Origin of the sequence: Streptomyces sp. NBC_00250 (assembly GCF_036192275.1) — a bacterium.
Classification (GTDB): Bacteria; Actinomycetota; Actinomycetes; order Streptomycetales; family Streptomycetaceae; genus Streptomyces.
The window spans coordinates 1096962-1117440 of the sequence record NZ_CP108088.1 but is presented as its reverse complement, the minus strand read 5'-3'; the positions used below and the strand labels follow the sequence as shown (position 1 = coordinate 1117440).

Below are 20479 nucleotides of genomic sequence, written 5' to 3'. Positions count from 1 at the left end.
CTCTCATGAGGGAGACTGCTCCCGTGCGTGGACATCTGCCGGACGAGAACCCCGGTTTCGTGGGACGCCGCACGGAACTGGGACGAATATCCGCCGCGTTGGCGGAGCACCGCCTCGTCACCGTGACCGGCGTCGGGGGCGTGGGGAAGACCCGGCTGGCACTGCGCGCCGCGCACCGCGCCGCCGGGCTGTACCCCGACGGCGCCTGGTGGACCGACCTCACCCCGCTCGACGGCGACCGGCTCCTCGTCGCCCTCGTCGCCGACTCCGTCGACCTCGCCGACCACACCCCCGGCATGGCGACCACCGGGCTCTGCCGCCGGCTCGCCGACGACCGGCTGCTGCTGGTCCTCGACTCCTGCGAGCACCTCGCCGAACCCTGCGCCCGGCTCGTCACCGAACTCCTCGCGGCCGCCCCCGGACTCACCGTCCTCGCCACCAGCCGACGGCCCCTCGGCGTCGAAGGCGAGCAGGTCGTGGCCCTCGACCCGCTGCCGCCCGCCGGAGGCGACGCCCTGGAGCTGCTCCGCCGGGCCGCCGGGGAGGAGTTCCCCGCCGCCGGTCCGGCCGGCGAGATCTGCGTACGCCTCGAAGGCATCCCGCTCGCCCTGGAACTGGCCGCCGCCCAGATCCGCCTCCAGGGCGCCGAAGCCGTCCGGGACCAGCTCGGCACCCGCTTCGACGCCCCGCCCGCCGCCCGCTTCGACCTCCTCGCCCACACCGAACGGGTGTGGCCGAGCCGCCATCAGACCCTGCGCGCCGCCATCGGCTGGAGCCACGAGCTGAGCGCCCCGCTCGAACGCCTCCTCTGGGCCCGGCTCTCCGTCTTCCGCGGCCCCTTCGACCCCGCGTCGGCGACCGCCGTCTGCATCGGTGGCCCGCTCGACCGGGCCACCCTCCCGGACGCCCTCGACGGGCTCGTCCGCGCCTCACTGGTCCGCCCGCCGGACGCGGGCGGACGACTGCGGATGCTCGACACGATCCGCGCGTACGGGGCGATGTGGCTGGACCGCACCGGAGAGACCGCCACCGTCGCCGACCGGCACGCCGCCCACTTCCGGGGCCTGGCGCGCCGGGGCGAGACCGCCTGGCACGGCACCCGCCAACTGCGCTGGTACCGGAGCGTCGACGCCCACCACACCGACCTGCGCACCGCCCTCGACCGGCTGCTGCGGACCGACCCCGACGCGGCCCTCGACCTCGTCGGCTCCGTCGCCTTCGCCTGGTCCTGCCGGGGCCGCCTCCGCGAGGCCCGCGACGGCCTCGAACAGGCCCTGCTGCTGAGCGGCGCGCGCGGTCGCCCCAGGGCCCGCGCCCTGTGGGCGCTCGGCGTCACCCTCGTACTCCAGGGCGAGTTCGGTCCCGCGCAGGAGGTGAGCGAGCGTTGTGCCCGGGAGGCCCGGTACACCGAGTACACCGAGTCCACGGAGGACCCGTCCACGGGGTACGAGGAGAGCCACTGCCCGCCGGACGACCGGGCACGGCCCCGGCCGGGCGACCTCACCCTCGACGCCGCCGCCCTCGCCGGGCTCCTCGCCCTGACCACCGGCCGGCCGATGGCCGCGTACGTCGTCGTGAGCCATGTACTCGACGCCGCCCAGGGCGGCCCCGCCGACTCCGCCGCCCAGCTGCGCTGCCACCTCGTGCGGGTCTTCGCCCTCACGGGCCTCGGCCGGCTCGCCGAGGCACGGGACCGGGCGACGGCGCTGCGCACCCTGTGCGAGGGGCTGGACGAGCACTGGACCCGGACGGCCCTGGAGTACCAGCTCGCCCTCACCGGTCTCCTGGAGGGTGACCCGGCGGCGGCCGCCGGGCACGCGCGCGCGATGCTCGAAGGCACCAGGGGACTCGGCGCGAGCCTCGGTGTCGCCCTCGGGCTCGACGTCCTCGCCACCGCCCTCGCCGCGGCCGGTGACGGCGAGCGCGCGGCCGACGTCTCGGGCACGGGGGAGGCGTTCTGGCGTTCCACGGGCCAGCCCCGGCGCGGCCTGCCCGGCCTGCGCGCCATGCACGAGAAGTACACGGACACCGTCCGCGCGACGATCGGGGAACCGGCCTACGAGGAGATCTTCGTACGCGCCCTCACCGGCCTCCCCCAGGACGGCCTCGACCGGGCACTGCGCGGTTCCCGGCACTCCTGAGGGGTGTCTTGTGGATCAGCCCCGATCAGGGCTACCTGATCGGGGCTGATCCACAAGACACCCCCTGGGCCCGGGCCGGTTTCGAGGCCTAGGCCTGGAGAATCCTGCGCTTCTGTTCCTCGAACTCGCTGTCGGTGAGTACGCCCTGGTCCCTGAGCTCGCCGAGCTGCTTGAGCTGGTCGATCTTGCTCGTCATGTCGGAGCCCGCCGGAGGGGGCGGCGGTGCGGCCGCGGGCGGCGGTGGCGGAGCTGCGTATTCCTGTTCCTGCTGTGCCGCCCACCGGCCCTGCTGGCGGCGGCTCACTCGGTTCGACACGGCGGTTGCGGTTCCGGCGACGACGGCCGTACGCGCGACGCCGCGGAGGAGGCCTGGCATGGAGGTTCCCTTCTGTTCCTCGACTGACGTCGGACGACGCTCAGCGAGCGTCGTCCGCGGTGTCGAGCGCGGCCAGGACGGCGGGGACCGGGATCCGCCCGGAGGCGACCACCTGGGCACCGCTGCGGTTCAGGGCCGCCGCGAAGGGCGCGGCCCAACGGTTCTCGTAGACCAGAATGCCGGCGGAACTGCCCGGCTGCAGGGCGCCTGCGGCCTCTTCGAGGTCGTCCTGGCCGAGGAGTCCGGAGGAGACGCCCTCGAAGACCGCCAGGTCGAGCTCGCCGTCGCCGGTGAGGTCGGCGATCTCCAGGCCGCTCACGGAGCCGTCCTCCTCCTTCCTGACGAAGGTCAGGTCGAGGATGCGAATGAGGCCACGGTCCACGAGATCGACCAGGAGGGGCAGGCCCTCGCCCGTCATTCGGTTGCCTGGGAACTCCACGATCAGGTAGTCGATCGGTCCCAGCTCTTCGGCTTCGTCGTTCACGGCGTAACCCCTGGTGTCGTGGCTTTCGGTGGATCCATTGCATCACCGGGCCGGTTCCCGCGCATGTCGGTACGGCGCGGACCACCGGCGCGCCGAGGCGGGAGCACCTCGCCGCGGAGTGCGCTGTCGGTGCCGTCCCCTACGCTGCCGCTCGGCCAGGACAGTTCATAGGGGAGGGAGCAGACATGGGCGGTAACGCGTGGACTCAGACGGGCCCGTACCAGCGTGATCCGGAGGCCGCGTTCCGGCAGGCCCGAGAGGAGACGTTCGCGCGGGACGACCACGGCTTCGAAGGGCGATCCATCGAGGAGTTGTGGCGGGACCCGGCATGGCACGAGTACATCTTCACCGGCGGCACGGCCACCGTGCTGGACTTCCCCTCCATGATCGAGGCCACCGACACGGACAACGACGGTCCGTTCCTGCGGCCGCTGACCGATGACGAGGTGCGCGCCTGGTCCCCCGGCGGCCGACCCACCTACGAGGAATGGGACGAGGCACTCGACTCAGGGCGGTTGGAGTATCCGGATCGGGCCCAGGGCAACTGCACCGTGCTCTATCGCGACGGCGAGCCCGCCGGGATCGGCTACTGGGGAGTCACCGCCGACTAGGTCGTGTCCGGAAGGTAGCGCCGTCTGCCCGCGGGCCGGGCGGGACTTTCCGGACGCGACCCAGGGGTGCCGTGTCGTTCATCGATCGCTCCCGGGCCCGGCCGGTGCCGAGGTGCCACGCCCCTGCCCGCGGCGCACCATGAGGGCATGGACGGATCCCTGAGTGGTCTGAGCGACATCAGCACACCAGGACGCGTGGCCGGGCCGGACGAGGGCGTCACCGTGCAGGAGCTGGCCCTCGCCGCCCGCAACCACGGACTGCCGCTGGAAGCCCTGCGGTACGACGTCACCCCGCCCGGAGTCCACTACGTCCTCGTGCACTACGACATCCCCGACACCGCCGCCGACGGCTGGCGGCTCACCGTCGGGGGCCGGGTCCTCCGGAGCCTCGCCCTGGACCTGGACGCACTCCGCTCCCGGCCCTCCGTCACCCGCCGGGTGACCCTGGAGTGCGCGGGGAACGGGCGCGCCCGGCTGTCGCCCCGCCCCGTCAGCCAGCCCTGGCTGGTCGAGGCCGTCGGGACCGCCGACTGGACCGGCGTCCCCCTCGCGACACTGCTCGCGGAGGCGGGGATCGCGGAGGACGCCGTCGAGGCGGTGTTCACGGGCGCCGACCACGGTGTGGAGCGGGGCGTCGAGCAGGACTACCGGCGGAGCCTCCCGCTGACGACGGCCGCCGACCCGGCCCGCGACGTCCTCGTCGCGTACGCCATGAACGGGGCGCCCCTGCCCCCGCAGCACGGCAGCCCGCTCCGGCTCGTCGTCCCCGGCTGGTACGGCATGGCCCATGTGAAGTGGCTCCACGACATCACGCTCACCGACGCCCCGTACGCCGGCTTCCAGCAGCGCGTGGCCTATCGCCTCCGGCAGGGGCCCGAGGACCCGGGGGAGCCGGTCACCCTCATCGCGCCCCGGGCCCTGATGGTGCCACCCGGGTTCCCCGACTTCATGTCCAGGACCCGGGTGGTCCGCCCGGGGCCCGTCCCGCTCGCCGGGCGCGCCTGGTCGGGCCACGGTCCGGTCACCCGCGTCGAGGTGAGCGAGGACGGCGGTGCGGCCTGGACCGAGGCCGAGGTCGTCCGGGACCCGGCGCACCCCTGGGCCTGGTCCGCCTGGCGGACCACCTGGACGGCGACACCGGGCCTGCGCCATCTGACCGTGCGGGCCACCGACGCCGAGGGCAACGTCCAGCCGCTGGTCGAACCCTGGAACCGCGGCGGCTTCGCCAACAACCTCGTCCAGCGCGTCGAGGTTCTCTGCACCCCCGACGCGACCGCGGCCCGAGAGACGGCGTAGCCACCACCGGGCCCTGTCCTGCGGGCGGACGGCGCTCCGTCTCGTCACCAGGGCCTGGTTCTGTCGCGCCACCGCGCACGGATCGCACGCCTCCTCGCGGGCGCCGCCTGCGCCGTGGCCGGTGTCGCCGCCGTCCGGCTGCCGCCGCCGGCCTCCCTCGCCCTGCTCGACCTCATCCTCGTCGTCACCGCCGCCGTCCTCGTACGGGCCCACCGGAGCCCGGCCCGGTCGCTGGAGGCCCCTTCCGGAGTCTGACCTGCTCTTTCGGGCACGGGGCAGGGCGACGTGCCCCGGCCCGGGTGCGTAAAGTCGACCCCCGTAGCCCCTGACCTGACGAGGAGACCCCCGTGACCGACCCGGCGTCCACCGCCCTCCAGCAGCAGATCGCCCGGGACCTCCAGGTGGCCGAGACCTTCGACCCGCGGGCCGAGATCGAGCGCCGCGTGGCCTTCCTCACCGAGCGGCTCACCTCGACCGGGCTGCGCTCCCTCGTCCTCGGCATCAGCGGCGGCGTCGACTCCACCACCGCCGGACGGCTCTGCCAGCTCGCCGTGGAGCGGGCCCGCGCCGCCGGCCACGAGGCCACCTTCTACGCGATGCGCCTGCCGTACGGCGTCCAGGCCGACGAGAAGGACGCGCAGACCGCCCTCGACTTCATCCGCGCCGACGAGGTCCTCACCGTGGACGTCAAGGCGGCCAGCGACGCGGCCCTCGACGCCGGTCTCGCCGGCGGCGTGACCTTCCGCGACGCCCACCACCAGGACTTCGTGCAGGGCAACATCAAGGCCCGCCAGCGGATGATCGCCCAGTACGCGGTCGCCGGGGCGAACGACGGACTCGTCGTGGGCACCGACCACGCCGCGGAGGCCGTCTCCGGCTTCTTCACCAAGTTCGGCGACGGCGCCGCCGACGTCGTCCCGCTCACCGGTCTGACCAAGCGGCGCGTCCGCGCCGTCGCGGCCGAGCTCGGCGCCCCGGCCGAGCTGGTGTGGAAGACCCCCACGGCCGACCTGGAGACCCTCGACCCGGGCAAGCCCGACGAGGACGCGCTCGGCGTCACCTACGACGACATCGACGACTTCCTGGAGGGGAAGCCGGTCGCCGAGGCCGCCTTCGCCACGATCGTGCGGCGCTACGAGCTCACCGAGCACAAGCGGCAGCTGCCGATCGCTCCCTGAGCCACCCGGCCTCACCTGAGCGGCGGGCGGCGGACACTCGGCGGATCCTGGAAGGGGTGCCTCGCAACGGGCCCCCGGAAAGGAGCACGCCATGTTCGGCGAAACCTCGGCATTCAGCGGTTTCTCGGTCGACGACCTGGACGCCGCCCGGCGCTTCTACGGCGAGACCCTCGGCCTGAAGGTGGGCGAGGAGGGGCAGGGCGACATGCGGATGCTCTTCCTCACCCTGGCCGGCGGGGCGCGGGTCTTCGTCTACCCGAAGGACAACCACACCCCGGCGACCTACACGATCCTCAACTTCGAGGTCGAGGACATCGACCGGGCCGTGGACGAGCTGACGGGGCGCGGAGTGACCCTGGAGCGGTACGACGGCTTCGAGGCCGACGCCAAGGGCATCGTGCGGGTCGAGGGCGGACCGGCCATCGCGTGGTTCACGGACCCGGCGGGCAACGTCCTGTCGGTCCTCCAGGAGAACCGCTGACCGGTCCTCCATGAAGACCGCTGACCGCAATCGCCCGGACGTCGGCGCAGCCCACCGGCCCGGTCCCCGCCCCCGAACGGACCGGCCCGCGTGCGCGGCGGCCGCGTACCGCCTCGAATGGGAGGGTGACCGCGCCGCCAGACGACTGCCTCGCCCGCAACGAGTGGATCTGCGGCGCCTATCTCTCCACGCGGAGCGAGATCCTCACCGACGCCGTCGTCCAGCACCTCCAGCTGGCGGGCATCTCCGTGGCCCTCGCCCTGGTGCTCGCCCTGCCCCTCGCGGTCGCCGCCCGCCGCCGGCGCTGGGCGTCCGGACCGATCCTGGGCGTCACCACGCTCCTGTACACGATTCCGGCGCTCGCGATGTTCTCGCTGCTCCTGCCCGTGTACGGACTCTCCGCCGCGCTGGTCGTGGCGGGCCTCGTCCTGTACTCGCTCACCCTCCTCGTCCGGAACATCCTGGCCGGGCTCCGCGCCGTCCCCGAGGAGACCCGCCAGGCCGCCCGTGGCCTCGGGTACGGCCCGGTCCGGCTCCTTCTCGGCGTCGAGCTGCCGCTCGCCGTGCCCGCGGCCATGGCAGGGCTGCGGATCGCCACCGTCTCCGCCGTCTCCCTGGTCACGATCGGCGCGATCGTCGGCCACGGCGGTCTCGGCAATCTCATCTACTCCGGGATGAACACCTACTTCAAGGCCCAGGTCCTCACCGCCTCGGTGCTCTGCGTCCTGATCGCGATCGCCGCCGACCTGCTTCTCCTCGGCACGCAACGCCTGCTCACGCCGTGGACGCGCGGGCAGGCGGCATGACCGGCTCACGGGCCTGCGGGACCGTCCTCTCGACCTGCGGGACAGCCGTATGACCACCCTCGCCGACGCCTGGTCCTGGCTCACCACCTCCGCGCACTGGTCGGGGGAGAACGGAATCTGGCACCGGCTCGCCGAGCACCTCTTCCTCACCGTCGTCTGCCTCGTCATCAGCTGTGCGATCGCCCTGCCGGTCGCCCTCGTCCTCGGTCACCTCGGCAAGGGCGGCGCGCTGGCCGTGAGCCTCTCCAACGTCGGCCGTGCGGTCCCCACCTTCGCCGTCCTCGTCCTGCTCCTCCTCAGTCCGATCGGCTCGTTCGGCGAGTGGCCGACGATCATCGCCCTCGTCCTCTTCGCCGTACCCCCGCTGCTGACCAACGCCTACGTGGGCATGCGGGGCGTCGACCCCGATGTCGTACGGGCCGCCCGGGGCATGGGCATGACCGGCGGCCAGACCCTCGCCCGGGTCGAACTGCCGCTCGCGCTGCCGCTGATCCTCACCGGGGTACGGATCGCCGCCGTCCAGCTCGTCGCCACCGCCACCGTGGCCGCGCTCGCGGGCGGCGGCGGGCTCGGCCGGATCATCACGGCCGGGTTCAATCTCGCCTCCACCCCGCAGGTCGTCGCCGGCGCCTGTCTCGTCGCGGTGCTCGCGCTGCTCGTGGAGGGGGTCTTCGAGGCCGTCCAGCGCCTCGGCGCCCGGGGGAGCGGCACGTGACCGGATCGCCCCAACGGCCCGGAGTCGTCGCCCGCGGAGTCCTCCTGGCGGCCTGCGCCGCACTCGGCGGCTGCTCCGCGGGCCCGTCCCTCGAGGACCAGGGCGAGGTCACCGCCCCGCCGGGGAACAGCCGCCGGCTGATCGTCGGCTCGGCCGGTTTCACCGAGAGCGACCTGCTGGCCCAGATGTACGCCCTGCTGCTGGAAGAGGCCGGGTACGGCACGAAGATCCTCTCCGTCACCAACCGCGAGCTGTACGAACCGGCTCTGGAACGCGGTCAGATCGACGTCGTACCGGAGTACGCGGCGACGTTCGCCGACTGGCTGAACGCCAAGGCCAACGGGGCCGACGCGCCGACCGTCGGCTCGCCCGACACGGCCGCCACCATGACCGCGCTTCGCGCGCTCGCCGCCCCGCGCGGGCTCACCGTCCTCGACGCGGGCCGCGCCGTCGACCAGAACGCCTTCGCGGTCACCGCCGCCTTCGCCGCCGAGCACCGTCTGAAGACCCTCGGCGACCTCGGCGCCACAGGCCTCCCCGTTCGGCTCGCCGCCGGTGACGAATGCGTCCGACGGCCGTACTGCGCCCCCGGTCTGAGGGAGGTCTACGGCATCGACGTGACCGCCGTCGACCCCAAGGGCGTCGGTACGACCCCGGCCAAGCAGGCCGTCCAGAACGGCGAGGACCAGCTGGTGCTGACCACGACCACCGATGCCACGCTCGACGAGTTCGGGCTCGTGCTCCTCGCCGACGACAGACGTCTGCAGAACGCCGACCACATCGTCCCCGTCGTCAACCGCGCCCGCGCCGGGAGCGAGGGTGTCGTCCGGGCGCTCTCCCGCCTCAACACGGTCCTGACCACGGCCGATCTGACCCGGCTCAACGAGGAGGTGGACAGCTGGCGGCGCCTCCCGGAGGACGTGGCGCGGAACTATCTCGCGGGGAAGGGGCTCGTCCCGCGCTGAGGTCACGGGCTCCCGGCGGCAGGCCCCGCCGCCGGGCCCCGCTGTCAGCCCGCTGAACAGCGTCTCTTGTCATGACCCTTGCGAGCGGGTCCACGGCCCTGCTATTCATCCGTTAGGAAAGTTTCCTTCCAGTCCAGTTGTCCAACTGGGCAGTCCCCCCGACCTCGTTCGTCGTACCGTGGAGACCCCCATGACTTCGGCACGATCCGTACGACCCCGCATCAGAATCGCCCAGCGGCCCGGACTCCGGCGCCTCGGCGTCGCCGGAACCGCCCTCGGCGCCCTCCTCCTCGGCCTCGCCACCGCCCCGCCCACCGCGACCGCCGCCCCCGTCACCCACGAGGCCGAGGCGGCCACCGTCTCCCAGGGTGCGGTCGAGTCCAACCACACCGGATTCACCGGCAACGGCTTCGTCAACTACGACAACGCCACCGGCAGTTACGTCCAGTGGAACGTCAACGCCGCCCAAGCGGGCCCCGCGACCCTCACCCTGCGCTACGCCAACGGCACCACCACCAACCGCCCCATGGACATAGCCGTCAACGGCTCCGTAGCCGCCTCCGGCAAGTCCTTCGCCGGCACCGGCGCCTGGACGAGCTGGGCGACCACCACCGTCACCACCACTCTCAAGGCCGGCGCCAACACGATCCGCGCCACCGCCACCACCGCCAACGGCGGCCCCAACGTCGACCACCTCACCGTCGACAACGCCACCACCACGCCGCCCACCGGCACCACCCCCGCCGCCGTCAACGGCCAGCTGGAGGTCTGCGGCACCAAGCTCTGCAACCAGTACGACAAGCCGATCCAGCTCCGCGGCATGTCCAGCCACGGCACCCAGTGGTACAGCCAGTGCCTGACCGGCGGTTCGCTCGACGCCCTCGCCAAGGACTGGAACGCGGACGTCCTGCGCGTCTCCACCTACGTCCAGGAGGAGGGCTACGAGACCGACCCGCGCAAGTACACCGACCTCGCCCACTCCCTCATCGAGCAGGCCACCGCCCGCGGGATGTACGTGATCGTCGACTGGCACATGCTCGACCCGGGCGACCCGCACTACAACCTGGCCCGCGCCAAGACCTTCTTCACCGAGATCGCCCAGCGCCACGGCTCCAAGACCAACCTGCTGTACGAGATCGCCAACGAGCCCAACGGCGTCGCCTGGTCCCGCATCAAGAGCTACGCCGAGCAGCTCATCCCGGTCATCCGCGCCAAGGACGCCGAGACCCCGATCCTCGTCGGCACGCGCGCGTGGTCCTCGTTCGGAGTCTCCGACGGCGCGAACGAGTCCGAGGTCGTGTCCAACCCGGTGAACGCCACCAACATCATGTACACCTTCCACTTCTACGCCTCCTCGCACCGGGACGAGTACCTGAACACCCTGTCCCGCGCCGCCGACAAGCTGCCCGTCTTCGTCACCGAGTTCGGCACCCAGAACTACGCCGGCGAGGGCAGCAACGACTTCGCGATGTCGCAGCGCTTCCTCGACCTCATGGCCGCGAAGAAGATCAGCTGGGTCAACTGGAACTTCTCCGACGACGAGCGCAGCGGCGCCGTCTTCAAGACGGGCACCTGCGACGCGGGCGGACCGTGGGCCGGCACCGGCTCGCTGAAGCCCGCCGGGGTCTGGATCCGTGACCGCGTCAGGACGGCGGACGACTTCCCGACCTCCTGACCGTCGCGGCCTGACACGTCCGGCCTCCCTGTCTCCGGTACGCCCCCGCCATGTGATCCACTGTCCTGGCGGGGGCGTACCGAACAGGAGCAACGACAGCGTGACCACCTACCGGCAGCCGGGACTCGCCCTCACCGACCACCGCTTCCCCGTCCCCCTCGACCACTCCCGCCCCGACGGCGAGCGGATCGAGGTCTTCGGCCGTGAGGTCGTCGCGAGCGCCCACGCCGGAGCGGACCGGGAGCGGCTCCCCTGGCTGGTCTACCTGGAGGGCGGACCCGGCTTCGGCGCCCGCCGCTTCATCGGCCCGCAGGCCTGGCTCGGCCGAGCCGTCAAGGAGTTCCGCGTCCTCCTCCTCGACCAGCGGGGCACCGGCCGCTCCACCCCCGCCAACCGCCAGACCCTGCCGCTCCGCGGCACCCCGGCCGAGCAGGCCGACTACCTCGCCCACTTCCGCGCCGACTCCATCGTCAAGGACTGCGAGGCCATCCGCCGCAGGCTCACCGGCGGCTCCCCGTGGACCGTCCTCGGCCAGAGCTTCGGCGGCTTCTGCGCCACCCACTACCTCTCCACCGCCCCCGAGGGCCTGGAGCGGGTGCTGATCACCGGCGGCCTGCCCTCCCTGTACGCCACCGCCGACGAGGTCTACCACGCCGCCTACCCCCGTATCCGGCGCAAGAACGAAGCCCACTTCGCCCGCTACCCGCAGGACGCCGAACGGGCCCGCGCCGTCGTCGCCCACCTCCTCGGCCACGAGGTCACCCTCCCCGGCGGCGGACACCTCACCCCCGAGGCCTTCCAGTCCCTCGGCATCCTCCTCGGCTCCGGCGACGGCACCCACCAGCTCCATCTGCTCCTGGAAGGCGCCTTCGTCCCCACCCCCGGCGGACCCGCCCTCTCCGACGCCTTCCTGGAACAGGTCCAGGCCCACCTCTCGTACGCCGGACACCCGCTGTACGCCGTGCTGCACGAGGCCATCTACGCCCAGGGTCAGGGCCCCACCGACTGGGCGGCCGAGCGGGTCCGCGCCGAGTACCCCGAGTTCGACGCCCGTACCGCGCTCGCCGAAGGCCGGCCGCTCCTCTTCACCGGCGAGACCGTCCACCCCTGGCACTTCACCGCCGACCCCGCCCTGCGCCCGCTCCGCGAGACCGCGGAACTGCTCGCCGCCCGCACCGACTGGGCCCCGCTCTACGACCCCGAGCGCCTCGCCGCCAACAAGGTCCCGGTCGCCGCCGCCGTCTACCACGACGACATGTACGTGGACACGCACCACTCCCTCGAAACCGCGCGCACGATCCGCGGCCTGCGCACCTGGGTGACGGACGAGTTCGAGCACGACGGGGTACGAGCCGGGGGACCGCGCGTCCTGGACCGGCTGCTCGCGCTCGCCCGGGACGAGGTCTGATCGCGTACGGCCGGGCGGCGGGCGGTGTGCAAAAGTCCAAGCAGTGAGCCGTCAATGCTCATGGATTGCTCCAGGCGGTGCCGGTAGAACTCGGTCCGGGCCCCGCGGGGGGACCCTGCGAGGAGAGGACCCGGACATGAGCACCCACGTCAGCGCGGAGATCGCCGGCCAGCCCGACTGCTGGCGGCGCGCGGCGGAGATCGCCGACCGCGACGCCGGCCTGCTGCCGGCCCGTGGCGAGCGCGTGGCGGTGGTCGGCTGCGGCACCTCGTACTTCATCGCCCGCGCCTACGCGGCCCTGCGGGAGTCCCTCGGCGCGGGCGAGACCGACGCCTTCCCCGCCTCCGACTCCACACCGCTCGGCCGTGGTTACGACCGGATCGTGGCCCTCACCCGCTCCGGCACCACCACGGAGGTCGTGCACCTCCTCGGCGGAGCGGCGGGGCGCATCCCGACCCTCGTCCTCACCGGTGCACCCGACAGCCCCGCTGGGCAGCTCGCCGACCGCGTCGTCGACCTCTCCTTCGCCGACGAACGCTCCGTCGTCCAGACCCGGTTCGCGACCACGGCACTCCAACTCCTGCGCGCGGGGCTCGGGGTGGACCTCGGACCCGCGATCGCCGACGCCGAACTCGTCCTCTACGAGCGGCTGCCCGCCGCCTGGGAGCGGCGCGGCCAGTTCACCTTCCTCGGCACCGGCTGGACCGTCGGACTCGCCGACGACGCGGCCCTCAAGCTGCGCGAGGTGGCCCGCGCCTGGACGGAGTCGTACGCGGCGATGGAGTACCGCCACGGCCCGATCAGCATCAGCGACGGGTCCAGCCTCGTCTGGTGCCTCGGCCCCGCCCCCTCGGGCCTCAAGGACGAAGTGGAGTCCACCGGCGCCCTGTTCGCCGCCGACGCGATCGACCCGGTCGCCGCGCTCGTCCGCGCTCAGCGGCTCGCGGTCGCCCTCGCGGGCCGGCGCGGCCTCAACCCGGACCGGCCCCGGAACGTCTCGCGTTCGGTGATCCTTTCCGGAGCGTTCCGCCCGACGGCCTCGGACGCGGCCCGTATCCTGCGGTCATGACCGGAACCGAAGTCACGGACCTCGCGGAGATGCCCGGCGACTGGCAGCGCGCCCTCGCCGTCGTCGCCCACCCCGACGACCTGGAGTACGGCTGCGCGGCGGCCGTCGCCGGCTGGACGGACGCCGGGAAGGAGGTGGTCTACGTCCTCGCCACCCGTGGTGAGGCCGGCATCGACACCCTCGCCCCGGACGTCTGCGGCCCGGTGCGCGAGCAGGAGCAGCGGGACAGCGCCGCCGTCGTCGGCGTGGACACCGTCGAGTTCCTCGACCACCGCGACGGCGTGATCGAGTACGGGATCGGGCTGCGCCGCGACATCGCGGCCGCGATCCGCCGACACCGCCCGGAGCTGGTCGTCACCCTCAACCACCGTGACACCTGGGGCGGGGGGCCCGGCGCCCCCTGGAACACGCCGGACCACCTGGCCGTCGGCCGCGCCACCCTGGACGCGGCGGCGGACGCCGGAAACCGGTGGATCTTCCCCGAACTCGCCGACCAGGGCCTGGAGCCCTGGAGCGGGGTGCGGTGGGTGGCGGTCGCGGCCTCCAGCACCCCGACCCACGCGGTCGACGCGGCCCCGGGCCTGGACCGCGCGATCCGTTCGCTGCTCTGCCACCGCGCCTACATCGAGGCCCTGACGGACGAGGACCCGGAGAAGTACGTCCGTTCCTTCCTCACCGGGGCGACGAGCCACGCGTCGGCCCGCTTCGGCGGCCGCCCGGCGGTGACCTTCGAACTCTTCGCGCGCTGACCTTCTGCACCGCGCGAACGTCCCGCACGCCGGTGGAGCGCGGCCGGGGCGCGGTCGTCAGGGGCGACGGGTCAGCACGTGGGTGGTGCTGCCGTCCTCCTCGGTGATGTCCCGGACGTGCTCGAATCCGATCCTGCCGAGCAACTTCAGCGAAGCGACGTTGGGTTCGGCCACGGTGGCGTGCACCTCGGACAGCCCGAGCGTGCCGAAGCCATAGGCCACGAGGGCCTCGGCCACCTCCGTCCCGAGGCCCGAACCCCAGGCCGCCGGGGCGAGCGCGTAGACGATCTCGTGACCCCCGACGTCCTCGGTCGGCTTGATCTCGGCATGCCCGACCAGCAGGCCGTCCCTGCGAACGGCCCAGACGTCGAACAGCTCCCGGGCGTAGACCTTCGTGAAGATCCGCCCGAACAACGCCCGGTCGTCCGCCTCGGCAACCGGCCCGTTTCCCATCCAGGCCGACACCCTCGGATCCTGGAAGAGGGCGACGAAGTCCTCCTCGTCCGCGGGGACGTAGGGCTCCAGCAGAAGGCGCTCGGTGCGCAGCGTCGGAATCACGAACGGCGACGCTACCCACCGCCCGCCGCCCCGGCAATCGACTTTCACCGGCGGTAGGAGGGCTGTCCGGTCAGCCCATCGGGGCCGGCTTCAGGACCGCGAAGGTCGCTCCGAAGGGGTCGGAGAGCCACGCGATGCGGCCGACGTCGGGGACGTCGGCGGCGGGCATCACGACCGTGCCGCCGTTGCCCAGGGTCGAGAGGGCGATCGCGTCGGCGTCCTCGACATCGAAGTACGGGACCCAGCGCGCGGTTTCGCTGGTGTCCTGCAGTTCGGCCGCGCCGCCGAAGGAGGCGTCCTCCTGGTCGCCGTCGGCGGTGGAGATGACCCGGTACATCATCCCGGGGGCCTCCATCTCCGCCCACCGCCAGTCGAACAGGGTCCGGTAGAAGCCGAGTACGGTCTCCGGGTCGGCGACGTGCAGTTCCGCCCAGACGAGGGTGTTCGTCGACGAGGTCCGATCGAGGCCCTTGGTGGTGCCGGGCTGCCAGAGGGCGAACTGGGCGCCGCCCGGGTCGGTGAGGGCGGCCATGCGGCCCGCGTCCATGACGTCGAAGGCCGGGGCGCGCACGGTGCCGCCCGCGGACTCGGCGGCCTTCTGGGTCGCGTCGGCGTCCGGGGTCTGGAAGTAGACGGTCCAGGCGCTCCGCGCGCCCTCCTCGGTGAGCGGCCCGAGCGCGGCGACCGTGCGACCCTCCTGCTGGAAGAAGCCGTAGCCGCCGGCATCGGGACCCGCCGAGCGGAACTCCCAGCCGAGGACGGCGCCGTAGAAGGCGGCGGCCGCCTGCGTGTCGGGGCTGCCGAGATCGATCCAGCAGGGAGAGCCCTTGGTGAACTGCGTACCGAGCATGGGAGGTGTCCCGTCCTTCCGCGAGGGTGATCCGCGAGGGTGATCCGCGAGGGGTGTTCCGTTTCCGGTCACCATGGCCGATCCTCGCCCCTCGGTCGGCGCGGCGCAGCCCCAGCCACCCGGGTTCATCCGACCGGCCGACCGGCCACCTTCTCCTCAAGGGCGCCGAAGACCAGCTCGCCGTTGAGCGCGGCACCCGCCCGGTATCCCCGGCTCACCGCGTTGACCACCTGTTCCTGTGGACCCGTCACGTTCCCGGCCGCCCACACGCCCGGCACGCTCGTCCGGCCCACCTCGTCGACGACCACGAACTCCCCGAACGGGGTCTCGCGCAGCTCCGCCCCGAGCTGTCGCAGCACCCCGTCCCGGGCCGCGAGGCGCGACGCCGCGGCGAAGACCACCGAGCGGGCCACGGTCCGGCCGTCGGCGAGCCGCACCCCGGTCAGCCGGTCGTCCTCCACCGCGAGGCCCACCACCTCACCCCGCTCGACACGGACGCCCGCCGCGTCGAGGAGGGCCGCCTCGTGCTCCGACGGCTCGGCGGAGGTGTGCAGGAACAAGGTCACGTCCTTCGACCAGTGCGCGACCATCAGTGCCTGGTGCGCGGGCATCGTCGGGTGCGCGATGACCCCGAAGGCCTCGTCGCGGACCTCCCAGCCGTGGCAGTACGGGCAGTGCAGCACGTCCCGTCCCCACCGCTCGGCGAGCCCGTCGATCAGGGGCAGCTCGTCGACGAGCCCGGTGGTGACGACGAGCTGCCGCGCGCCGACCGTGCCGCCGTCCGCCAGCGTCAGGACGAATCCGCCGTCCCCGTCCGGTGCCGCGCCCGTCACTTCGCCGGCCCGCAGCTCGACCCCGTACCCGGCGATCTCGGCCCGCCCGGCCGCCAGGTAGTCGGCCGGGCTCATGCCGTCCCGGGACAGGACGCCCTGCATGTGAGCGGTGGGGGCGTTGCGCGGTGCGCCGGCGTCGACGACCAGGGTCCGGCGCCGCGACCGGCCCAGGATCAGGGCGGCGCTGAGTCCCGCCGCGCCCCCGCCGACCACCACTGCCTCGTACGTGTTCTCCAGATGTGCGTTCATGCGGCGAGGGTCACCCGGATCCGGTGCGACCGGCAAGCGAAGTTGCCGTTTCTGCAACACTGGGCGTATGACCGAAGACGATCGCATCGACGCCGTGCTGAACGAGGTGGGCCCCCGGCTCCGCCGGGTCCGCCGCGACCGCGGGGTGACCCTGGCCGAGCTCTCCGCCGACACCGGCATCTCCGTGAGCACCCTCTCCCGGCTGGAGTCCGGGCAGCGCAGGCCCAGCCTCGAACTGCTCCTGCCGCTCGCCCGCGCCCATCAGGTCGCGCTCGACGAGCTGGTCGGCGCCCCGGCGACGGGCGACCCCAGGATCCGGGCGAAGCCCATCGTCCGGCACGGCCGCACGATGTTCCCGCTGACCCGGCAGCCCGGCGGCCTCCAGGCGTACAAGGTCATCCAGGAGAAGCCGCAGGAGGAGGAGCCGGAGCCGCGCGTCCATGAGGGCTACGAGTGGCTGTACGTGCTCTCCGGCAAGCTCCGGCTGGTCCTCGGCGAGCACGATGTCGTCCTCGGTGCCGGAGAGGCGGCCGAGTTCGACACGCGGGTCCCGCACTGGTTCGGGCCGACGCCCGAAGGCCCGGTGGAGTTCCTGAGCCTGTACGGACCGCAGGGGGAGCGGATGCACGTCCGGGCCCGCCCGAAGAAGTCCGACTGAGTGGTTCCCCTCAGGGCAAGCGACCGCTTAGTATGCGACCGACCGCTCGGTACGGAGGAGGCTTCCGGATGCAGGCATGGCGTGTGTACGAGAACGGGGAACCGCGCGCGGTGATGCGCCGCGAGGAGGTGACACCGCCCACACCCGGCGACGGCCAGGTCCTCCTCAAGGTCCGCGCGGCCAACGTCAACTTCCCCGACGCGCTGCTCTGCCGCGGCCACTACCAGATCCGCCCCCCGCTGCCCTTCACCCCCGGCGTGGAGGTCTGCGCCGAGACCGAGGACGGCCGCAGGGTCATCACCACCGCCGCCCTTCCGCACGGCGGTTTCGCCGACCACGTCCTTGCCGACGCGGCCGGGCTGCTCCCGGCCCCCGAGTCGCTCGACGACGCCGAGGCCGCCGCGCTCCACATCGGCTACCAGACCGGCTGGTTCGGCCTGCACCGCCGTGCCGCCCTCCAGGAGGGCGAGACCCTCCTGGTCCACGCGGCGGCCGGCGGCGTCGGCAGCGCCGCCGTCCAGCTCGGCAAAGCGGCCGGCGCCACCGTCATCGGCGTCGTCGGCGGCCCCGAGAAGGCCGCCGTCGCCCGCGCCCTCGGCTGCGACGTGGTGATCGACCGGCGCTCCGAAGACGTCGTCGCCGCCGTCAAGGCCGCGACCGGCGGCCGGGGCGCCGACGTCATCTACGACCCGGTGGGCGGCGACGCCTACCAGCAGTCCGCGAAGTGCGTCGCGTTCGAGGGGCGGATCGTCGTCGTCGGCTTCGCGAGCGGCACGGTCCCGGCGCCCGCCCTCAACCACGCCCTGGTGAAGAACTACTCGGTCCTCGGCCTCCACTGGGGCCTGTACGCGGCGAAGGACCCGGCGTCCATCGGCCGCTGCCACGAGACCCTCACGGCCTACGCGGCCAAGGGCCTCATCAAGCCCCTCATCGGCGAACGCGTCCCCTTCGCCGGCGCGGCCGACGCCGTCCAGCGGGTCGCCGACGGCGCCACCACCGGCCGCCTGGTCGTCCTCCCGGAAGGAGCCCACGCATGACCGACGCCGAGGAACTGCGCGTACTCACCCGGAAGCTGCTCGAAGAGCACCCGCCCGCCACCACCGACCGCACCGACTTCCTGCGCGCCCGCTTCGACGCCGGACTCGCCTGGGTGCACTACCCGGTCGGCCTCGGCGGACTCGACGCGCCCCGCGCGCTCCAGGCCGTCGTCGACGCCGAACTCGCCGCCGCGGGCGCCCCCGACAACGACCCGCGCAAGATCGGCATCGGTCTGGGCATGGCGGCCCCCACCGTCCTCGCCCACGGCACCGACGAGGTCAAGCGGCGCTTCCTCCGCCCGCTGTGGGTCGGCGAGGAGGTCTGGTGCCAGCTCTTCAGCGAGCCCGGGGCCGGATCCGACCTCGCCGCGCTCGCCACCAGGGCCGTCCGCGACGGCGAGGACTGGGTGGTGGACGGGCAGAAGGTGTGGACCTCCAGCGCGCACACGGCCCGCTGGGCCATCCTCATCGCCCGCACCGACCCGGACGCGCCCAAGCACCGGGGCATCACCTACTTCGTCTGCGACATGACCGACCCCGGCGTGGAGGTCCGGCCGCTGCGCCAGATCACCGGCGAGGCCGAGTTCAACGAGGTCTTCCTCACCGGCGTCCGCATCCCCGACGCCCACCGCCTCGGCGAGGTCGGCGACGGCTGGCGGGTCGCCCAGACCACCCTCATGAACGAGCGCGTCTCCATCGGCGGAGCCCGTATCCCCCGCGAGGGCGGCATGATCGGGAAGGTCGCCACGACCTGGCGCGAGCGCCCCGAGCTGCGCACCCACGACCTGCACCGGCGGCTCCTCGACCACTGGGTCGACGCCGAGGTCGCCAGGCTCGCCGGTGAACGGCTCCGCCAGCAGCTCGTCGCGGGCCGCCCCGGCCCCGAGGGCAGCGCCATGAAACTCGCCTTCGCCCGCCTCAACCAGGTCATCAGCGGCCTTGAGGTCGAACTCCTCGGCGACGAGGGCCTGTTGTACGGCGAGTGGGAGATGCGCCGCCCCGAACTCGTCGACTTCACCGGCCGCGACGCCGGCTACCGCTATCTGCGGTCCAAGGGCAACTCGATCGAGGGCGGCACCAGCGAGGTGCTGCTCAACATCGTCGCCGAGCGGGTCCTGGGCCTGCCTCCGGAGCCCCGTAACGACAAGGACGTCGCCTGGAAGGACCTCGCCCGATGACGGAATCGTCAGAACCGACGGAACAGCCGCTCGACCTCCTCTACTCCGAGACCGAGGACGACCTGCGGGCCGCGGTCCGCGCCCTGCTCGCCGACCGGGCCGGCCCCCAGACCCTCCTCGGCCGGATCGAGACGGACAGCCCGTACGTCCCCGGCCTGTGGAAGTCCCTCGCCGGAGACATCGGCGCCGCCGGACTCCTCGTCCCCGAGAAGCTCGGCGGCCAGGGCGCGAGCCACCGCGAGGCCGCCGTCGTCCTGGAGGAGCTGGGCCGCGCGGTGACCCCGCTGCCGTACCTCACGAGTGCGGTGGTGGCCACCGAGACCCTGCTGGCTCTGGCGGGGGAGGGGGAGGCGGCGGCGGGGCTGCTCGCCGAACTCGCGAGCGGCCGCAGGGTCGCGGTCCTCGCCGTGCCGCTGTCGACCGCGCCCGGGGCGGAGTTCCCGCTCGCCGAATCGGTCGCCGGTGTCCCCGACGCCGCCGCGGCCGACGTGTTCCTCGTCCCCCGTGCCGACGGTCTGTACGCCGTACCGGCCGAGGAGGCGACCGTCGAGCCGCAGACCCCGCTCGACCTCACCCGCCCGCTCGCCCGGGTGACCACCGAGGGCGGGAGCGGCACCCGGCTCGCGGGCCCCGACGCGGCCCGTACGGCGGTCCGGCGCGGACTCCTTGCGGGGGCCGGACTCCTCGCCTCCGAGCAGCTCGGTCTTGCCGAGTGGTGCCTGGAGGAGACCGTCCGGTACACCCGCGAGCGCCATCAGTTCAACCGGCCGGTCGGCTCCTTCCAGGCCCTCAAGCACCGCATGGCCCAGCTCTGGCTGGACCTCGTCGGGGCCAGGGCGGCGGCCCGCGCCGCGGCCGACGCCCTCGCCACCGGCAGCGCGGACGCTCCGCTGACCGTGGCCGTCGCGCAGGCGTACTGCTCCAAGGTCGCCGTCCGGGCCGCCGAGGAGTGCGTCCAGCTGCACGGCGGCATCGGGATGACCTGGGAGCACCCCGCGCACCTGGCGCTCAAGCGGGCCAAGTCCGACCAGATCGCCCTGGGTTCGGCGGGCCGGCACCAGGACGCGATCGCCTGCCTGGTCGGTCTGGAGCCTCCCGCGTAGCCGGTCCGGCGTCCCGTGTAAGGGGCCCCTGTGTCTGCACCCCTTTACATACTGTTTAA

22 protein-coding genes are annotated in these 20479 nt (G+C 73.2%); 17 read left to right on the top strand and 5 right to left on the bottom strand.

Annotation, left to right across the window (positions count from 1 at the left end):
- Positions 1–5: 5 nt before the first annotated feature.
- The gene (locus OG259_RS04910; RefSeq protein WP_443051915.1) at positions 6–2141 is read left to right on the top strand and encodes an ATP-binding protein; all 2136 of its coding nucleotides are present in this window, start codon (positions 6–8) and stop codon (positions 2139–2141) included.
- Between the two features lie 88 nt (positions 2142–2229).
- Here the strand turns inward: OG259_RS04910 and OG259_RS04905 are convergent, their stop codons facing one another.
- Positions 2230–2517, bottom strand: coding sequence for an SHOCT domain-containing protein (locus OG259_RS04905; protein ID WP_328941052.1), 288 nt, complete (start codon positions 2515–2517; stop codon positions 2230–2232).
- A 40-nt stretch (positions 2518–2557) separates the two neighbouring features.
- Positions 2558–3001 carry a DUF6325 family protein gene (locus OG259_RS04900; RefSeq protein WP_328941051.1) on the bottom strand — a complete coding sequence of 148 codons (444 nt, stop codon included), beginning with the start codon at positions 2999–3001 and terminating at the stop codon, positions 2558–2560.
- A 185-nt stretch (positions 3002–3186) separates the two neighbouring features.
- On the opposite strand from OG259_RS04900, the gene OG259_RS04895 reads away from it, so the two are divergent.
- The 12 genes from OG259_RS04895 (at position 3187) to OG259_RS04840 (ending at position 13954) form a co-directional block, all read left to right on the top strand.
- Positions 3187–3612 carry a hypothetical protein gene (locus OG259_RS04895; protein WP_328941050.1) on the top strand — a complete coding sequence of 142 codons (426 nt, stop codon included), beginning with the start codon at positions 3187–3189 and terminating at the stop codon, positions 3610–3612.
- 147 nt (positions 3613–3759) lie between these two features.
- A complete protein-coding gene (locus OG259_RS04890) occupies positions 3760–4908 on the top strand; it encodes a sulfite oxidase (protein ID WP_328941049.1) in 1149 nt (382 codons plus the stop codon).
- 114 nt (positions 4909–5022) lie between these two features.
- Positions 5023–5163, top strand: a complete 141-nt coding sequence (locus OG259_RS04885; RefSeq protein ID WP_328941048.1) for a hypothetical protein — start codon at positions 5023–5025, stop codon at positions 5161–5163.
- Positions 5164–5255: 92 nt separating this feature from the next.
- Positions 5256–6086: an ammonia-dependent NAD(+) synthetase gene (nadE, locus tag OG259_RS04880; RefSeq protein ID WP_328941047.1), complete on the top strand. Its 831-nt coding sequence runs from the start codon at positions 5256–5258 to the stop codon at positions 6084–6086.
- 91 nt (positions 6087–6177) lie between these two features.
- A complete protein-coding gene (locus OG259_RS04875; RefSeq protein ID WP_328941046.1) occupies positions 6178–6567 on the top strand; it encodes a VOC family protein in 390 nt (129 codons plus the stop codon).
- 125 nt (positions 6568–6692) lie between these two features.
- Positions 6693–7373 (top strand): ABC transporter permease, encoded by a 681-nt coding sequence (locus OG259_RS04870; protein WP_328941045.1) that lies wholly within the window; start codon positions 6693–6695, stop codon positions 7371–7373.
- A gap of 49 nt (positions 7374–7422) precedes the next feature.
- Positions 7423–8088 carry an ABC transporter permease gene (locus tag OG259_RS04865; protein ID WP_328941044.1) on the top strand — a complete coding sequence of 222 codons (666 nt, stop codon included), beginning with the start codon at positions 7423–7425 and terminating at the stop codon, positions 8086–8088.
- On the top strand, positions 8085–9053 hold the full coding sequence (locus tag OG259_RS04860; protein WP_443051914.1) for an ABC transporter substrate-binding protein: 969 nt from the start codon (positions 8085–8087) through the stop codon (positions 9051–9053). The genes OG259_RS04865 and OG259_RS04860 overlap by 4 nt, the downstream gene beginning before the upstream one ends.
- A gap of 190 nt (positions 9054–9243) precedes the next feature.
- Complete coding sequence (locus tag OG259_RS04855; RefSeq protein ID WP_328941043.1) at positions 9244–10728, top strand: cellulase family glycosylhydrolase; 1485 nt, start codon at positions 9244–9246, stop codon at positions 10726–10728.
- A 100-nt stretch (positions 10729–10828) separates the two neighbouring features.
- Complete coding sequence (locus OG259_RS04850; protein ID WP_328941042.1) at positions 10829–12136, top strand: alpha/beta fold hydrolase; 1308 nt, start codon at positions 10829–10831, stop codon at positions 12134–12136.
- Positions 12137–12272: 136 nt separating this feature from the next.
- On the top strand, positions 12273–13205 hold the full coding sequence (locus OG259_RS04845) for an SIS domain-containing protein (RefSeq protein WP_328941041.1): 933 nt from the start codon (positions 12273–12275) through the stop codon (positions 13203–13205).
- Positions 13202–13954 carry a PIG-L deacetylase family protein gene (locus OG259_RS04840; RefSeq protein WP_328941040.1) on the top strand — a complete coding sequence of 251 codons (753 nt, stop codon included), beginning with the start codon at positions 13202–13204 and terminating at the stop codon, positions 13952–13954. Before OG259_RS04845 ends, OG259_RS04840 begins: the two co-directional genes overlap by 4 nt.
- A 57-nt stretch (positions 13955–14011) precedes the next feature.
- Here OG259_RS04840 and OG259_RS04835 read toward each other — a convergent pair whose 3' ends face one another.
- From OG259_RS04835 to OG259_RS04825, 3 genes are all read right to left on the bottom strand, one after another.
- Entirely contained in the window at positions 14012–14512 is a 501-nt protein-coding gene (locus OG259_RS04835; RefSeq protein WP_328941039.1) for a GNAT family N-acetyltransferase, read from the bottom strand.
- Positions 14513–14582: 70 nt separating this feature from the next.
- Positions 14583–15362, bottom strand: coding sequence for a VOC family protein (locus OG259_RS04830; RefSeq protein WP_328941038.1), 780 nt, complete (start codon positions 15360–15362; stop codon positions 14583–14585).
- Positions 15363–15487: 125 nt separating this feature from the next.
- The gene (locus OG259_RS04825) at positions 15488–16444 is read right to left on the bottom strand and encodes an NAD(P)/FAD-dependent oxidoreductase (RefSeq protein ID WP_328941037.1); all 957 of its coding nucleotides are present in this window, start codon (positions 16442–16444) and stop codon (positions 15488–15490) included.
- Positions 16445–16511: 67 nt separating this feature from the next.
- On the opposite strand from OG259_RS04825, the gene OG259_RS04820 reads away from it, so the two are divergent.
- The 4 genes from OG259_RS04820 (at position 16512) to OG259_RS04805 (ending at position 20420) form a co-directional block, all read left to right on the top strand.
- Positions 16512–17102 (top strand): helix-turn-helix domain-containing protein, encoded by a 591-nt coding sequence (locus OG259_RS04820; protein ID WP_266899811.1) that lies wholly within the window; start codon positions 16512–16514, stop codon positions 17100–17102.
- Positions 17103–17170: 68 nt separating this feature from the next.
- Positions 17171–18139: an NADPH:quinone oxidoreductase family protein gene (locus OG259_RS04815; protein ID WP_328941036.1), complete on the top strand. Its 969-nt coding sequence runs from the start codon at positions 17171–17173 to the stop codon at positions 18137–18139.
- Positions 18136–19317, top strand: coding sequence for an acyl-CoA dehydrogenase family protein (locus OG259_RS04810; protein ID WP_328941035.1), 1182 nt, complete (start codon positions 18136–18138; stop codon positions 19315–19317). Before OG259_RS04815 ends, OG259_RS04810 begins: the two co-directional genes overlap by 4 nt.
- Entirely contained in the window at positions 19314–20420 is a 1107-nt protein-coding gene (locus tag OG259_RS04805) for an acyl-CoA dehydrogenase family protein (protein ID WP_328941034.1), read from the top strand. The genes OG259_RS04810 and OG259_RS04805 overlap by 4 nt, the downstream gene beginning before the upstream one ends.
- Positions 20421–20479: the final 59 nt, after the last annotated feature.

Coding starts and splice junctions, on each gene's coding strand:
- OG259_RS04875 (WP_328941046.1), top strand. CDS start 6,178: ATGTTCGGCGAAACCTCGGCATTCAGCGGTTTCTCGGTCGACGACCTG.
- OG259_RS04845 (WP_328941041.1), top strand. CDS start 12,273: ATGAGCACCCACGTCAGCGCGGAGATCGCCGGCCAGCCCGACTGCTGG.
- OG259_RS04865 (WP_328941044.1), top strand. CDS start 7,423: ATGACCACCCTCGCCGACGCCTGGTCCTGGCTCACCACCTCCGCGCAC.
- OG259_RS04825 (WP_328941037.1), bottom strand. CDS start 16,444: ATGAACGCACATCTGGAGAACACGTACGAGGCAGTGGTGGTCGGCGGG.
- OG259_RS04820 (WP_266899811.1), top strand. CDS start 16,512: ATGACCGAAGACGATCGCATCGACGCCGTGCTGAACGAGGTGGGCCCC.
- OG259_RS04815 (WP_328941036.1), top strand. CDS start 17,171: ATGCAGGCATGGCGTGTGTACGAGAACGGGGAACCGCGCGCGGTGATG.
- OG259_RS04895 (WP_328941050.1), top strand. CDS start 3,187: ATGGGCGGTAACGCGTGGACTCAGACGGGCCCGTACCAGCGTGATCCG.
- OG259_RS04890 (WP_328941049.1), top strand. CDS start 3,760: ATGGACGGATCCCTGAGTGGTCTGAGCGACATCAGCACACCAGGACGC.
- OG259_RS04805 (WP_328941034.1), top strand. CDS start 19,314: ATGACGGAATCGTCAGAACCGACGGAACAGCCGCTCGACCTCCTCTAC.
- OG259_RS04910 (WP_443051915.1), top strand. CDS start 6: ATGAGGGAGACTGCTCCCGTGCGTGGACATCTGCCGGACGAGAACCCC.
- OG259_RS04830 (WP_328941038.1), bottom strand. CDS start 15,362: ATGCTCGGTACGCAGTTCACCAAGGGCTCTCCCTGCTGGATCGATCTC.
- OG259_RS04810 (WP_328941035.1), top strand. CDS start 18,136: ATGACCGACGCCGAGGAACTGCGCGTACTCACCCGGAAGCTGCTCGAA.
- OG259_RS04840 (WP_328941040.1), top strand. CDS start 13,202: ATGACCGGAACCGAAGTCACGGACCTCGCGGAGATGCCCGGCGACTGG.
- OG259_RS04905 (WP_328941052.1), bottom strand. CDS start 2,517: ATGCCAGGCCTCCTCCGCGGCGTCGCGCGTACGGCCGTCGTCGCCGGA.
- OG259_RS04855 (WP_328941043.1), top strand. CDS start 9,244: ATGACTTCGGCACGATCCGTACGACCCCGCATCAGAATCGCCCAGCGG.